Origin of the sequence: Sulfobacillus sp. hq2 (assembly GCF_002903155.1) — a bacterium.
Lineage (GTDB): Bacteria > Bacillota > Sulfobacillia > Sulfobacillales > Sulfobacillaceae > Sulfobacillus > Sulfobacillus thermotolerans.
Genome location: NZ_NWUL01000011.1, coordinates 68,325 through 83,288 on the forward strand (window position 1 = coordinate 68,325; position 14,964 = coordinate 83,288).

Here is a 14,964-nt window from a genome sequence, read left to right on the forward strand (position 1 = left end):
CCAAAGACACAGAACGAAAGGCGGAATGATGGCGTGGCAAGGCTCTTTGAACCATTTCGTGTAAAAGATCTGACGGTAAAAAATCGCATTATGATGTCGCCGATGTGCCAATACTCTGTGTGGGAGCACGATGGCCGACCTAATGATTGGCACTATGTTCATTACATATCGCGGGCCGTGGGTGGTGCCGGACTGGTGATGATGGAAATGACGGATGTCGAGCCGGATGGCCGCATTACGGTTCGTGATTTGGGGCTGTGGTCCGATGATCAAATTGACGCGTATGCTCGTGTCATTGAGGGGGTTCATGCGTACGGGGCCAAAGCTGGCATTCAAATTGCCCATGCGGGCCGCAAGGCTGAATCGCCGGAACTAAGTCCCGTGGGACCATCGCCCATTGCGTTTTCCGACCGGTACCGCACACCCAAAGAGCTTAGTCGCGACGACATCAAGCGGCTTGTTGCGGCGTTTGCACAAGCGGCGCGTAGGGCTGTCAAGGCAGGAGCGGATACGGTGGAAATCCACGGTGCACATGGATATTTAGTCCATCAATTCATGTCTCCGCTCTCAAATCAACGCGATGATGAATACGGAGATTATGCACGCTTCGGGACCGAGGTTATCCAGGCTGTGAAGAGTGAATTGCCGGCGGGCATGCCACTTATCATGCGGGTATCGGCGACAGAATATCATCCGCAAGGCTACGACATTGACCAACTCGAATCGATGGCCCGCCAATACCGAGATCATGGCGTGGATGTTTTTGATGTGTCCTCCGGCGGTAATGCCCCTGTTGTTCCTGCGTTCTTTCCCGGCTACCAAGTGCCCTACGCAGAGCGTCTACGCAAGGCCTTAGGCGTTCCTGTTATCGCCGTGGGAATGCTGGAGGCGCCAGCGTTGGCCGAATCCGTGTTGCAACAAGAACAGGCCGATATGATCGCGATTGCGCGCGGGATGCTGCGTGATCCCTATTGGGCCAACACCGCCGCGGCAGCCTTGGGGGAAGGGATCCAAGTGCCCAAAGCTTACGACCGTGCGTTTGGGCCGGATTTCGTCAGCAAGACGCGTGGGAATCCCTCATGACGGTTGCCGACATGCAAGCCCGGGTCGATGCGTGGATCAGCCAATTTGAGGAGGGGTATTTCTCTCCTCAAGGCATGATCTTGCGGCTGACCGAAGAACTGGGTGAGTTAGCCCGTGAAGTCAATCATCAATTTGGCGAAAAACCTAAAAAACCTAGTGAACCAGAAGGCTCGTTAGCGATGGAGCTAGGCGACCTGTTGTTTGTGGTGGTTTCATTTGCTAATGCCTTAGGACTGGATTTAAATGACGTCTTTAACGCGGTCATGGCCAAGTATGAAGAGCGGGATAAGGGGCGTTGGACACCGAAAGCGTCACAATAAGACGCTTGGGGTTTGGAGAAGAGCAAGGAGGCGCTTATGGATTTATCAGCGATTCTTCCCATTCCAGATTTGATGGCCGCCAAGAATTTGATCGTGTTTTCACCGCATCCGGACGATAATGAAGTCGGCGCCGGTGGCACGATTGCCAAACTGATCGACCATGGCTGCCAAGTGACGTATGTTATTGCGACCTCTGGTCAAGCGGGTAGTGAAGATGGACAGATGTCGCCCGATGAACTGGCTGCCATCCGCAAAAAGGAACAGCAAGCTGCTTTGGAGATTTTAGGGGGCGGACGCCTCATCTTTTTGGACTATCCGGATACGCAACTGAAAAAATATGAAGAGGCGCTAGGCCGAGACATCATTCGTGTGATTCGGGACATACGACCTGATTTCGTGATGGCCCCCGATCCTTGGCTGCCTTACGAAGCCCATCCGGATCACCGCACATTGGGGCATCAGGTGTCTACGGGGGTCATTATGGCCCCGTTTGCATTAGCCCAACCGGATTTAGGCACGCCCGTCCCTTCTCCCGCCATTGCCTATTATGGCAGTGCATGGCCGAATACGGTGATCGATGTCACCGAGACGTTTGACCGCAAAATCCAAGCGCTTTCGGCGCATCAAAGTCAGTTTAGCCCACCGCTCGGGCCCCAGCTGATGATGTATCTGACCTTAATGGCGCAAGAGACGGGTAGACCCAAAGGAGTAGAGCGAGCAGAGCCTTTTAAGGTATTGACGCCGCATCATCTGCACTTTAATGCCTTTACCTGGCAGTCTTAAAAGTTGCAGGGAATATTCCGCAAAATCTCGATGCTTGCCAGTCACAGGGCAAAGCGGTAGGCTACAGATAGTCTGAATGAAGAAAAGGGAAAGCAAGACGTTCTTTTCCTCGTGGTGGGGAGACGCGATGTGCTCCCCAATTTGCCAGCATCTTCTGACAGACGAGAGGGTTCGTCCAATCCGGTCAGAGCTCTGCCGCTGATAAGAGCTTTTGGCCAGTGCGAGGATACACCCAGCGACACAAGGAGGATCAACGACGATGGCACCAAATCACTACGATCTCATAGTGCTGGGCGGTGGAACGGGGGGGTATGTCGCGGCCATTCGTGCAGCACAGCTGGGACTCCACACGGCTTTAGTGGATAAAAGCAAGGTGGGGGGAACATGCTTGCACCAAGGCTGTATTCCCACAAAAGCGTTACTGAATACCGCTGAACTGCTCCACACCATCCAACATTTGCCTGACTATGGGCTTACGGGTCAGAATATGGGACTCGATTATCCGAAGGCCTTGGCGCGCAAGGATAAAGTGGTAGACCAACTGTACCGCGGCGTGCAATTCTTGCTCAAGAAGAACAAGGTGACGGTCTATGAGGGATTTGGCCAGTTGGCCGATGCTAGCCACTTAACCGTTACGGCAGCGGATGGCACAGTCACAACGCTCGAAGCGACCAATATTCTGATTGCGACTGGATCTGTGCCGCGCGAAATTCCGGGTATGGCCTTTGATGGTGCCCGGATTATCAGTTCCGACGACGTTCTCAAACGCCCCACAGTGCCATCCTCTATCGTCATTTTAGGGGGCGGAGCGATTGGGGTCGAGTTTGCCTCAATGTACAATGACTTTGGGGCCCAAGTGACATTGGTGGAAATGTTGCCGCACATTTTACCCCAAGATGACGATGAAATTGCGGGCCAATTGACCAAAATGCTGACACGCCGCGGTGTGAAAATCTACGCCGGATCCAAATTCGATACCGATAGTCTGAAAGTCAATGATGATGGTATTCAGGCCGAGGTGGTGTTGCCCGATGCCAGCCGTGTCGCCGTGGCCGGGGAAGCTTTGCTGGTCGCTGTAGGCCGGAAAGCTGTTATTGATGGGCTGGGCCTCGACAAAGCCGGAGTGGAGACGGCACGCGGGTTTATTACGGTCGATGACCACTACCGCACCAATGTGCCGCATATCTACGCCATTGGCGATGTGATTGGCGGCTATTTGCTGGCTCACGTGGCAGCCGCTGAAGGGATGATCGCGGTAGAAACCATGGCCAATGCGGACCCGGAGCTCTTGGATCCCCACCGTGTCCCTCGCATTACGTATTCTCGGCCAGAAGTAGCGTCCGTAGGCCTGACGCAAAAAGAAGCTGAAGCCCAGGGTTATACGGTCAAAGTGGGGACATTTCCGTTTCGGGCGAATGGCAAATCCCTTATTTTGGGGGATGCTGATGGCATGGTAAAATTAATCGCTGATAAGCAAACGGATGCGTTACTTGGGGCTCATATTGTGGGTCCACATGCGTCCGACCTCATCAACGAATTGGCTTTGGCCAAATTCCTTGAAGCGACGTCATGGGAAGTGGCGGAGAGCATTCATGCGCATCCGACAGTGTCCGAGGTTCTGCATGAAGCCGCGCTTGCTGTGGATGGTCGCGCCATTCATATGTGAGCCAAAAAGCCGGTACGCCGGAAGGGGGAACGGAATATGGCGCAGAGAGAACCAGTCTCTGGGCTACCAGTCGATCGAGAAAAATTAAAGACCATGTATTATTACATGGTATTAAGTAGAAGACTTGACGAGCGCATGTGGATTCTTAACCGTCAAGGGAAAGCGCCGTTTGTCATCTCCTGTCAAGGGCAGGAAGGCGCACAAGCCGGGGTGGTTATGGCCTTGGATTCTCAGGTCGACTGGATTGCGCCTTATTACCGCGACCTGGCTGTCGTATTGGCATTTGGTATGACGCCGCGGGAAGTGATGCTGGGGTTTTTGGGCAAGGCGGATGACCCGAGCTCTGGCGGCCGGCAAATGCCTGCGCATTATGGACATCGTGCACGGCGGATTTTTACGGGATCGTCGCCGGTGGCCACGCAGGTGACACAGGCGGCGGGGCTGGCATGGGCGTTCAAGCTGCGTCATGAGGCCGCGGTGGCGGTGGCCTTTTTAGGAGAAGGTTCCACCAACCAAGGGGAGTTTCACGAGGCCTTAAACTTTGCGGCGGTGCAGCGTGTGCCGCTGATTGTAGTGGTCGAGAACAATGGCTACGCTATTTCGGTGCCGCAGAACCATCAAATGGCGATTCATAATGTTGCAGACCGGGCTGCGGGGTACGGAATTGTGGGCGTTGTCGTACAGGGGTCTGACCCGCTTGCGGTGTATGAGGCGGCGCATGCGGCGCGCGAGAGAGCTGTGGCTGGCGGGGGACCCACGTTGATTGAGGCCAAAACGTATCGCTATACCGCACACTCGAGCGATGATGATGACCGCAGTTATCGTAGTCGGGAGGAATTGTTGCGGGAAAAGGCGGATGATCCGGTTGTGGTCTTCCGAGAATCTCTCATGCGCCTAAACGTATGGGACGAGCGGCAAGAGGAACGGTTGCAACAAGAAGTGCGGGCGGTGGTCGATGATGCGACAGAGTATGCATTAAACGCGGCGATGCCAGACCCCTCGACCTTAATGGACCACGTGTATGAGAAGGATTGATGAAAGGAGTGGGGACATTGGCATCTTTAAATATGACCCCGGAGTTGCTCAAGGAGATGTATTACACCATGGCTCTATCGCGGGCCTTGGATGACCGGATGTGGATTCTGAACCGGCAAGGGCGAGCACCTGTGGTGTATTCTGCTAACGGCCATGAGGCTGTCCAGGTGGGAGCTGCGATGGCTTTGAACCGGGGCGAAGATTGGATTGTGCCTTATTACCGGGATTTAGCGATGGTATTGGCTTATGGCATGACCCCACGTGAGGTGATGTTACACCTTTTAGGACGTGCGGACGACCCGAACTCGGGCGGCCGTCAGATGCCGGCACATTGGGGCCTTAAGCGACGGCACATTTTAACGACTGGGTCTGTGGTGGCAACCCAGGATGTGCACGCAGCAGGTCTGGCGTTGGCATCGAAGGTGCTGAAAGATGGCCGGGTCTCTATGGCCTCTTTTGGAGAAGGGTCCACGAGTCAAGGAGAATTTCATGAGGCACTGAATTTTGCTGCGGTGCATAAGCTCCCTGTCATTTTTCTCAACGAGAATAACGGATATGCTATTTCCGTTCCAGCACGCAAGCAAATGGCCATTATGGACGTTGCCGCGCGGGCCCAAGGCTACGGGATGCCGGGCGTCATTGTGGACGGCAATGACCCGGTTAAGGTCTATGAAGTTACGCGAGAGGCGGCAGACAGAGCACGCCGCGGAGAAGGACCGACCTTAATCGAAGCGAAAACCTACCGATTTGTGCCGCATTCCAGCGACGATGACGACCGGGCTTACCGGAGTCGTGAGGAAGTCGCGGAGTGGAAAAAGCGGGACCCGGTGATTACGTTTGAAAAGCGTCTCCTCGACGAGAAGGTCATGACGGAAGAAGAATTAAAGGCATTCCAGCAGCGGATCAAGGATGAAGTGAACGACGCCACAGAGTATGCAGAAAAAGCGCCGTTGCCTGATCCCGCGACGCTTTGGCAGCATGTCTACGCTGATTAAATCCATCCCATTTCCCTTGAATGCTCAAACGAGCAATCACCACAAAGGAGGGCAGTCCCGGCCACAGGGAAACGGGGAGTATCGCAGCCGGGGATCCGTATGGCGGTAATGAGTTATTTGGAAGCAATACGTGAAACATTGCGGCAAGAAATGCGCCACGATGAGCGCATCATCATTTATGGGGAAGATGTTGGCGTACGGGGCGGGGTGTTCCGGGTTACGGAAGGCTTGCAAAAAGAATTTGGCGAGGACCGGGTGATTGATTCGCCGTTGGCGGAAGCGGCAATTGTTGGAACAGCCATAGGGGCTGCGGTGAATGGCTTGCGTCCTGTGCCAGAGATTCAGTTTGCAGACTTTATTTTTCCGGCCATTAACCAGATTGTACAAGAAGCGGCTCGTATTCGTTACCGGTCCAATGGGGCCTTTGGGGTCCCGCTGGTCATCCGGGCGCCTTTTGGTGGAGGTGTCCATGGGGCGTTGTACCATTCCCAGAGTGTCGAGGCGTTTTTTGCCCACGTTCCCGGATTAAAAGTGGTGATTCCGAGTACGCCTTATGACGCCAAAGGATTGTTGGCAGCAGCTATCCAAGACGAAGATCCAGTACTGTATTTTGAACACAAGGCGGCCTATCGCTCGATTAAAGGGGAAGTGCCTGATGAGCGTTATCTCATCCCCATTGGCAAAGCCGACCTCAAACGAACCGGTAAGGATGTCTCCATCATTACGTATGGGTTGATGGTCAACTATGCGTTGAAAGCGGCCGAAACCTTGGAAAAAGAGGGGATTTCGGTAGAAATTCTTGATTTACGCAGCATTCGGCCCTTGGACGTGGAGATGATCTTAGAGACCGCCAAGCGGACCGGGAAAGTGCTCATTGTGCATGAAGATAACTTGACGGGCGGCATTGGTGGCGAAGTGAGCGCTTTAATCGCCGAACATGCGCTGTTCCACTTAGACGCACCAATTATGCGTCTAGCTGGACCGGACGTCCCCGCGATGCCTTACAGTCCACCCCTGGAACATGCGTTTATGGTTACCAGCGACAAAATTACTGAGGCCGCCCGCAAGCTCGCCAAGTTCTAAATGCAGGTCGGATGGCAAGGAGGAGAATTATGGCAGAAGTTGTGCTTATGCCCCAATTAGGGGAGTCCGTCACAGAAGGCACGATTGGTCAATGGCTCAAGAAGGTCGGCGATACGGTCGAAAAATATGAGTCTCTGCTTGAAGTGACGACAGATAAGGTGAACGCCGAGGTGCCCGCGCCCATAGGGGGCACGGTCAGCAAGATATTGGCGGAAGAAGGGCAAACCGTTGCGGTCGGCACCCCAATTTGTGAGATTACAGCGTCAGGTGAGTCGTCTGCAGATACGGCCCCAGCCGCAGCACCCGCTGCTGCAAAATCCGCTTCGGCCCCGGCTGCAGCCCCGTCCGAAATGGCTCAACAGCCTGCGCCTGAGACAACGGGGAGCAAGGATTTGCGCGGGCGCTATTCCCCTGCGGTTCGCCGCTTGGCAGAAGAAAATCACATTAATCCCGACACCGTTACAGGGACCGGAGCACAAGGGCGCGTCACACGGGATGATATCTTGCGGGCTGCCGCTGCCAAACCTGTAGAAGCGGCTCAAGTCCCCGTTTCTACCGAACCGGTCACACAGCCAGCTCCCGTACCCCCAGGCCCACCGTCCGCGCCTGTCAGTGCTCCTGCAGCGGCCGCTGCGGTGATCGATGCCGATGATGAAGTGGTGCCGCTGTCTTCGGTGCGCAAGGTTATTGCCGACCGTATGATGCGTTCCAAAGCGACCGTGCCACATGCATGGCTCATGATGGAAGTGGACGTCACTTCGCTGGTGGCCTTACGGGAGAGCCTCAAAGAGGAATTTAAGGCCCGCGAAGGGGTGTCACTGACCTACATGCCGTTTATGTTGCGAGCGGTGGTGCAGGCGTTGAAAGCGGTTCCGGAAATGAATGCGCAGTGGAACGGAGATAGTATTGTTCTAAAGAAACACGTGAACATCGGAATGGCGACGGCGACCGACCGCGGCCTCATTGTGCCGGTCATCAAGGATGCGGATCAGAAGAACATCGTAGGGCTGGCCAAGGCCTCTCAAGATCTGGTGAAACGGGCCCGGAGCGGTCGCCTGACGATGGATGATTTGACGGGAGGTACGTTTACCGTCGACAATACCGGGGCTATTGGCACGGTTCTGACATACCCCATTATCAATGCCCCCGAAGTAGGCATTGTGACCATGGAAGCCATTGTTAAGCGCCCCGTCGTGATCCAGGATATGGTGGCCATCCGATCTATGATGAATGTCTGCATTTCCTTCGATCACCGGGTGGTGGACGGAGCCGAGGCCGGGAAATTTATTCAGGTGATCAAGCAAAACCTGGAATCGATTGGGCCTTCCACTTCGCTGTACTAATACTTTAGGGGACCACGAGAAGAGGGAAAGGAGTGCGAAGATGGAGTCATTGCCAATCATACACACCGACCGCAAAGCCCCATCACAACCTTTGCCACCATGGCTGAAGGTGCGCTTGACGCAAGGAAAAAACTATGTAGACCTCAAGAATTTGATGCGGTCTCAGACCCTGCATACCGTGTGTGAAGAGGCCTTATGTCCCAATATTTATGAGTGCTGGGAAAGCCGTACGGCCACGTTCTTAATCTTGGGGGACATTTGTACGCGCAATTGCGGATTCTGCGCGGTAACGACAGGGCGTCCTACGGGACTGGATTGGGAAGAGCCTCTGCGTGTGGCGCAAAGTGTCGAGGACATGGGCCTTAAGCATGTGGTGATTACATCCGTGACGCGAGACGATGTGCCTGATGGGGGATCTGCAATTTTTGCCGAGACCATTCGGGCGATTCGCCGCCGTGTGCCGACTTGTACCATCGAGGTGCTGACACCGGATTTCTTAGGGAATTGGGACGCGCTGATTACCGTGGCCGATGCTCATCCTGAAATCTTCAACCACAATACCGAAACGGTTCCTCGTTTGTATCGCCATGTACGCCCTAAGGCGAAATACGAACGGAGCATGGAGTTTCTGCGCCGTGTCAAGCTTCATGACCCATCCATTGTCACGAAATCGGGCATCATGGTGGGCCTTGGGGAAACACGAGAGGAAATTCATCAGGTGTTCGAAGACTTACGTGCCAATTTGGTGGATGTGTTGACCGTAGGGCAATACTTGCGTCCTGATGCCAAACATCTCCCCGTCGAACGGTATTACCCGCCGGAGGAGTTTGCGGAAATCAAAGAGGAAGCTTTGGCTCTGGGCTTCAGCCATGTGGAATCAGGTCCTTTAGTGCGGAGCTCGTATCACGCAGCGTCGCAAGTCCCTGAGGTGCGCTAAAATGTCACAGGCTGCCTATGTCGTCGATTTAGGAACGATGGCCTATCTTCCGGCGTGGGAGTTGCAAAAGCAAGTGGGACAACGTGTCGGACTAGGGGCTTTGCCCGATATTGTGTTGTTGGTCGAACACCCACCCGTTTATACGTTGGGGCGGGCGGCACGCGGATCGCATGAAAATTTGGTCTGGGATGCGGCACAGCGCGCCAAAGAAGGTATTGAGTTTGTGGAAGTCGACCGGGGCGGAGACGTGACCTATCATGGCCCCGGCCAATTAGTCGGATATCCCATCTTTGACTTGAATCGCCACGGCCGTGATTTGCATCGTTATTTGCGCGATCTTGAGGAAGTCTTGATCCGCACACTGCAGGACTTTGGCATTGAAGCGGGCCGCATGCCGCCTCACACGGGGGTTTGGGTCGGTCATGACAAAGTGGCGGCGATTGGGGTAAAGGCGAGCAAATGGATTACCCAACACGGTTTTGCCTTAAACGTCGATCCGAATTTAGAGCATTTTACCGGGATTATTCCGTGTGGGATTCACGATAAAGGGGTGACCTCGATGCGCCGGTTGTTAGGGACATCGATCACCCTCGAACAAGTCAAGCCGGTAGTCATTCGCCATTTAGCAGAAGTGTTTGACGTGGCACTGACGCCTGTTTCGCTGCAAAGCTTGGATGTCCACGCGAACACTGTGTGAAAATCGTTAAACAGCATGCTACGGCAAGCCTTTTCCTGATGAAGGAAGGGCTTGCCCGCGTTTTAGGGGCAAATGGACACGGGTAATTGCTGCGGGTGGCCCTAGGCGCTTTTTCGCACGGATGGTACAGTGAGGAAGGATGAGATAGTCATCCTAATGGGAAAGTGGGGAATCCACAATGATGCATGAGACCGAACGCTACCCGGATTGGGCTCGCAGCATGAAGCATGCGCAAGAAGATATTGGCTTGTTAATGGCGCATTTGATGGAATGGAAGGCAATTTTCGATCAGGAACTGCCGACTGATACGGCAGCGGGCGCTTTAGACCGGGCCGTAACCGCGTTAGAGCTGGCGACATCCGAAATGATGGTGGTGCTGTCCGCGTTGGACGGAGACGATATGCCGTATCAAGAGACGGAAGGGGATGCATTCTCCTCCATGCGCCGCAACGCTCCCGATTTATACGACGACCCGACGGAAGAGGAGTTAGACGAGGATTAACCTTTGCGCGAGATGGAGACGGTCATTGGGAATCGAACCCAACCAATCCCTTCGGGATTGCCGATCGGTTTGCAGCCGATGGGGAACCCAGTTCCATGACCGTCGTATCTGTTCCAAGAGGCTATGGCTTTAAAAGGTAACGCCGCAAGTCCTCTGTTCGAAATCCCACGACAATTTGTTCCGTACCTTCTTGGGTACGTATCACCGTGGTAGGGGTGGCGTCGGAGCCAAGCGCTATGACTTCGTCTATCCATGCGGGATTTTTTCGGATATCGCGTTCCTCAAATGCGATTTGATGATGAAGAAGCCAAGCCTTCTCTTGTTGACAGGAATGGCATCCTGGTTGTGTATAGACAATCACTTCCATACCCGCGCCTCCCTTCGTGCGGGTATTATTATACCCATTTGCTAGACCATAATCTAGGATTGGCAATGACAAGATAAAAGCTTCATACCCAATGGGGTATGTATTCAACCGCGCCCACGAAAAAATGGTTCTAAAGGATCAGGGGCAAGGTGCTTTGGTATCATTGACGCGCTTCCCATTTATGGATATAAGTAAATAAGAATGAGGTGTTAAAGATGTATGAACCCTTAGCAGAAGTCTACCGTGCCCTCGGGGACGGATATCGGTTGCGGATTTTGGCGATGTTGAAGGTGCGCGAAACCTGTGTGTGCGAAATGGTGGCGTTGTTGCCCATTACGCAATCAGCGGTGTCGCAGCATCTGAGAAAGCTGAAACAAGCGGGATTGGTGCAGGAAAGACGGCAAAAATACTGGATATACTATCGCCTTAATGAGGCGATGGCCTCTCCCGTCGCGAATCTGGTGCAGGCTTTACCGGAAGAACCGAGCGATGTGCAGTGGCTAACGACGCATGCCGTGGGATGGCCTTGTACCGTCGCAGAAAATGGGGCTCGCAAGACGAACGATGCCGCGGACGAGGAGGGAGAAGCTGTATCAGGGCAACCTGGGCACAGCGAACGCGATGCAGGATTATACCGTTGATGTGGCTAGAACGTCGGACGGAATAGCGGATGCGTCGGTACGGTCGTTTCATTTAACCTTAGGAGCGCGCCGCGGTGCGTTGTCTTTGGGATTCAATCCCGTGGAAACGTTGCTTTCTGCGCTTGGGTCTTGCTTGATGACGTCACTGGCGATGGTGTCGGAGTTGTCACGGGTGCCCATTACCACGATGCATATGCATCTTCGTGGAACACGTCAAGATAAGCCGCCGGTTTTGGTGGCCGTGGGATATCATCTGACGGTGGTCACGGATTTGGGGCGCGAACGGGTCGATCGGTTGATAGAGTTGGCCCACAAAAACAGCACGGTTTTTCAAACACTGTCGGGAGCCGTGCCGATATCCGGGACGTGGGATTACGGCTCCCTTGGTTCCTAAGCGATTTTAGGTGCAGGGAGAAGGAATTAGTCTGTTGTGCCTAATTGTTGGACCCAACGCCGGGACAAGATAGGGACGAATGACCCTAGGGAATCGAGAATGTCTTGCGTAAGCTTAAGCCGTGGTCAGTCTCGAGAGGCTTAGGAGACCGAAGACGCAACGGAGGGAGTGAGGACGATGTACAACTACAACAGTTACAGTGTGTCAGACGGCATTGATGGCAAGCTGATGGGAAAGACCTTGGCCTATTTGGTGTTGCTGTTAGGGATATTAATGATTGGCAGTGTGATCGGGGTGGGACTCGGTTCGGTCGGGCTGTGGGTGGGCTTTATCCTCGCCATTTTATCGACGATTATGGTCTCGCGCCGGGTCGGCAACAGCGGGCAGGCTTTGATGTGGGGCATTTTGGCGGCCATCGGTATGGGAATGATGATTTCGACCGTCTTGTGGTATGCCATTCTTTATCAAGGACCGCTCCTCTTTACGACCGTCATTGCTTTGCTGCTGGCGGTGTTGGTTGCCGCTGCGGTCGTCGCGTGGATTCCGTGGGATTTTAGCAAAATGGGGCCGCTGCTCTTTGTCGGTTTGATTGTATTGCTGGTGGTCGGCTTGTTGTCGATGGTGATTCCGAGCATGGGTGGCGTGATGATGTCCCAGGCTTACAACATTATCGGTGTCGTGATATTTACCGGGTATTTGATGGTGGACTTTGGCATCATGCGCTACCGGTCACGGGCCTTTCCCGAGGACGGCATGGCCATCATGCTTGCGGTCTCACTGCTCGTCGACATTGTCAACTTGTTCCTCTTCTTGCTGCGATTGGGGCGGCGCTGAGCCGTCCCTCTTTTTTTATCGCATCCCCTGATTCTTCCCCATATTTACTGCACTCACATCATGCAATTGCTGGAGCACGACCGGGGTTGTGTTCGCTTAGCGGCGAGCTAGCTTTGCTATTGGCTACGGGCCGATGAATCCCATTGGCCCGACGGAGAGGAAGGATGAATCATGCAAACATTGACATTCGATGTCGTGACCATAGGAGGAGGACCGGGCGCCACCCCGGGAGCTCAGCTGCTGGCTCAACAAGGGCAGAAGGTGGCCATTGTGGAAAAGGGTGCGGGACTGGGGGGCACGTGTTTATTTGAAGGCTGCATTCCGTCCAAGATCTTCTTGGAATCTGCCGCGCGGATCCGTGCGATTGGAGTGGATGCAGGCTTTGGCGTGCAAGGAGCCCATTTTGACACGATTAATTTAGACCGCATCCGGGCACGCAAGCAGGAGATTTTGGCAAAGCGGGCGGGTGGTGCTCAAGTCGCCTGTGACAAGCTTGGAATAACCGTGATCCAAGGCGTTGCCGACCTTCTTGATCCGCACCATGTGACTGTTCAGACGGCGAATCACGAGTCGATTCTTCTTGAGGCCAAAACGCTAATCATTGCACCCGGATCCGTCTCTCGGCCCTTGGAGGTGCCCGGAGCGGATAATGAGGGCCTGTGGACTAGTCAAGAGGCGTTAGAGCTTGCCGAAATTCCCAAGACCCTTTGCATCATCGGTGGGGGATACATTGGGATGGAACTGGCGACCTTGTATCACGCACTCGGAAGTCAGGTGCACATTTTAGAGGCCGGTCCTCGCATTTTGCTTACCGAAGATCCCGGCATCGCGGAGCATCTCGTGCAGACATGGCAGAAAACGGGGGTATCCATCCCCATTGAAACGGGCATTACGCTCGACGCCATTGAAAGTACCGGGAAAGCTTTGGGCCATCAGCGCGTGCATTACCGCGCTGCGACTGGTGAAGTCCGCATACTCGAGGCGGACCGCGTCTTGATAGCGGTAGGGCGGGCCCCGGCCACGCCTCAGCTCCGTTGGGATCGCGTAGGCATTACCCTAGGGGCCCGAAAGGAAGTTCCGGTAAATGAGTTCTATCAAACCGTCGTTCCCAGCATTTATGCTCCGGGGGACGTCAATGGGGAGGTGATGCTGGCCCATGCCGCAACGCGTCAATCCCTCATTGCCGCGCAGCAGATCTTGGGCCGAACCACGGTTCCCAACGCGCTGGTAGTGCCCCATGTGGTCTTTACGGACCCGGAAATTGCCGCCGTTGGTGCGGACAGCCGTGACTTAGCTGCGCATCCGCAATGGGCCATGACATCTTGGCCGTATCGTCAAGACGCCCGGGCGTTGATTATGGGGGACGCGGAAGGTTTTGCGCAGATGATTTGGGATCAAAAGACGCATGCGTTGTTAGGGTTGCAAGTGATTGGGGCGGAGGCGGGTGAATTAATTGAGGAAGCCACCTATATTATCACCCACCACGGCACCTTAGAATCTCTGGTTGAGTCGATTCATCCCCACCCGACACTCAATGAAGTGGTGAGTGAATTGGCGGCTCATGCCCTTGATGAGGCGGAAAGACCTGAGGAGTAATCAAAGACCTCACAGGAAAATCATACTAGGCTAGGAGGAAGTTCCGATGAATATAGATCATTTGACCGCCATTACCGACGAAGAGCTGAAAAATGCTCAGTATTTTCATGGGCACAAATGCCCCGCCATGCCGCAAGGGTTGCGAGCCGGCCATTTAGCGATGGATATTCTTGGTGTTTCGCGCGCGCAAGGTGGAGGAGAATTGCAAGCCATTGTGGAAATCGGCGATCATCATTTTTCGGGCTGTTTTGCCGATGGCGTTCAATTTGCGACGGGCTGCACGTTTGGGAAAGGCAATATCACCAAACAGCCTTTAGGAAAATTTGCCCTGACGCTTATTGATACGGCGACGAAGCGCGCCGTCCGAGTCACGGCAAAATATGAACGGATGAAAGTCTGTCTTGACATGCCCTTTTTCACCCTCAGAAAGTCTGGTGTGCCGCCATTTAAGTTGGATCCCGAGGTGGTCGAGCCGCTCATTGACGATGTTGTCCACCGGGATTGGAAAGAGATGTTTGATGTCAAACTCTTTGACGAGTATCCCGTCGAGAAACATGAAGAAACGTTCGAGGCTGTCGAGTGCGCGCATTGCAAGGAAATGGTTGTGACCCGTTACACCAAAGAACTCGAAGGCCAACGGTATTGTCTTGTCTGCTTTGATGCTCAGGCGTTTCGAGCTAAGGACTGA

17 protein-coding genes are annotated in these 14,964 nt (G+C 54.1%); 16 read left to right on the forward strand and 1 reads right to left on the reverse strand.

The genetic code is table 11. The annotated features are described in order from the left end of the window. The first annotated feature begins 33 nt into the window (after window positions 1-33). The 11 genes from CO251_RS01395 (at window position 34) to CO251_RS01445 (ending at window position 10,444) form a co-directional block, all read left to right on the forward strand. On the forward strand, window positions 34-1,083 hold the full coding sequence (locus tag CO251_RS01395) for an NADH:flavin oxidoreductase/NADH oxidase (protein WP_103374027.1): 1,050 nt from the start codon (window positions 34-36) through the stop codon (window positions 1,081-1,083). Further along, window positions 1,080-1,403, forward strand: a complete 324-nt coding sequence (locus CO251_RS01400) for a nucleotide pyrophosphohydrolase (protein ID WP_103374028.1) — start codon at window positions 1,080-1,082, stop codon at window positions 1,401-1,403. The genes CO251_RS01395 and CO251_RS01400 overlap by 4 nt, the downstream gene beginning before the upstream one ends. A gap of 36 nt (window positions 1,404-1,439) precedes the next feature. Then, entirely contained in the window at window positions 1,440-2,186 is a 747-nt protein-coding gene (locus CO251_RS01405) for a PIG-L deacetylase family protein (protein WP_103374029.1), read from the forward strand. A 259-nt stretch (window positions 2,187-2,445) separates the two neighbouring features. Next, window positions 2,446-3,852, forward strand: a complete 1,407-nt coding sequence (lpdA, locus tag CO251_RS01410; RefSeq protein ID WP_103374030.1) for a dihydrolipoyl dehydrogenase — start codon at window positions 2,446-2,448, stop codon at window positions 3,850-3,852. A 36-nt stretch (window positions 3,853-3,888) separates the two neighbouring features. After that, on the forward strand, window positions 3,889-4,887 hold the full coding sequence (locus CO251_RS01415) for a thiamine pyrophosphate-dependent dehydrogenase E1 component subunit alpha (RefSeq protein ID WP_103374031.1): 999 nt from the start codon (window positions 3,889-3,891) through the stop codon (window positions 4,885-4,887). A gap of 8 nt (window positions 4,888-4,895) precedes the next feature. Continuing rightward, on the forward strand, window positions 4,896-5,882 hold the full coding sequence (locus CO251_RS01420) for a thiamine pyrophosphate-dependent dehydrogenase E1 component subunit alpha (RefSeq protein ID WP_304465931.1): 987 nt from the start codon (window positions 4,896-4,898) through the stop codon (window positions 5,880-5,882). Between the two features lie 99 nt (window positions 5,883-5,981). Next, window positions 5,982-6,965 (forward strand): alpha-ketoacid dehydrogenase subunit beta, encoded by a 984-nt coding sequence (locus tag CO251_RS01425; protein WP_103374033.1) that lies wholly within the window; start codon window positions 5,982-5,984, stop codon window positions 6,963-6,965. A 29-nt stretch (window positions 6,966-6,994) separates the two neighbouring features. Beyond that, on the forward strand, window positions 6,995-8,308 hold the full coding sequence (locus tag CO251_RS01430; protein WP_242968181.1) for a dihydrolipoamide acetyltransferase family protein: 1,314 nt from the start codon (window positions 6,995-6,997) through the stop codon (window positions 8,306-8,308). Window positions 8,309-8,348: 40 nt separating this feature from the next. Beyond that, on the forward strand, window positions 8,349-9,245 hold the full coding sequence (gene lipA, locus CO251_RS01435) for a lipoyl synthase (protein ID WP_103374034.1): 897 nt from the start codon (window positions 8,349-8,351) through the stop codon (window positions 9,243-9,245). 1 nt (window position 9,246) lies between these two features. Beyond that, window positions 9,247-9,942, forward strand: coding sequence for a lipoyl(octanoyl) transferase LipB (lipB, locus tag CO251_RS01440; protein ID WP_103374035.1), 696 nt, complete (start codon window positions 9,247-9,249; stop codon window positions 9,940-9,942). Window positions 9,943-10,120: 178 nt separating this feature from the next. After that, entirely contained in the window at window positions 10,121-10,444 is a 324-nt protein-coding gene (locus tag CO251_RS01445) for a hypothetical protein (protein WP_103374036.1), read from the forward strand. Window positions 10,445-10,565: 121 nt separating this feature from the next. Here CO251_RS01445 and CO251_RS01450 read toward each other — a convergent pair whose 3' ends face one another. Next, window positions 10,566-10,811, reverse strand: coding sequence for a glutaredoxin family protein (locus CO251_RS01450; protein WP_103374037.1), 246 nt, complete (start codon window positions 10,809-10,811; stop codon window positions 10,566-10,568). A gap of 215 nt (window positions 10,812-11,026) precedes the next feature. On the opposite strand from CO251_RS01450, the gene CO251_RS01455 reads away from it, so the two are divergent. From CO251_RS01455 to CO251_RS01475, 5 genes are all read left to right on the forward strand, one after another. Further along, on the forward strand, window positions 11,027-11,452 hold the full coding sequence (locus CO251_RS01455) for a metalloregulator ArsR/SmtB family transcription factor (protein WP_103374038.1): 426 nt from the start codon (window positions 11,027-11,029) through the stop codon (window positions 11,450-11,452). A 1-nt stretch (window position 11,453) separates the two neighbouring features. Further along, complete coding sequence (locus CO251_RS01460) at window positions 11,454-11,846, forward strand: OsmC family protein (RefSeq protein ID WP_242968184.1); 393 nt, start codon at window positions 11,454-11,456, stop codon at window positions 11,844-11,846. Window positions 11,847-12,023: 177 nt separating this feature from the next. Then, window positions 12,024-12,680, forward strand: a complete 657-nt coding sequence (locus CO251_RS01465) for a Bax inhibitor-1 family protein (protein ID WP_103374040.1) — start codon at window positions 12,024-12,026, stop codon at window positions 12,678-12,680. Window positions 12,681-12,851: 171 nt separating this feature from the next. Beyond that, window positions 12,852-14,276: a dihydrolipoyl dehydrogenase gene (gene lpdA / locus CO251_RS01470; protein WP_103374041.1), complete on the forward strand. Its 1,425-nt coding sequence runs from the start codon at window positions 12,852-12,854 to the stop codon at window positions 14,274-14,276. Window positions 14,277-14,322: 46 nt separating this feature from the next. Next, complete coding sequence (locus CO251_RS01475; protein WP_103374042.1) at window positions 14,323-14,964, forward strand: FmdE family protein; 642 nt, start codon at window positions 14,323-14,325, stop codon at window positions 14,962-14,964.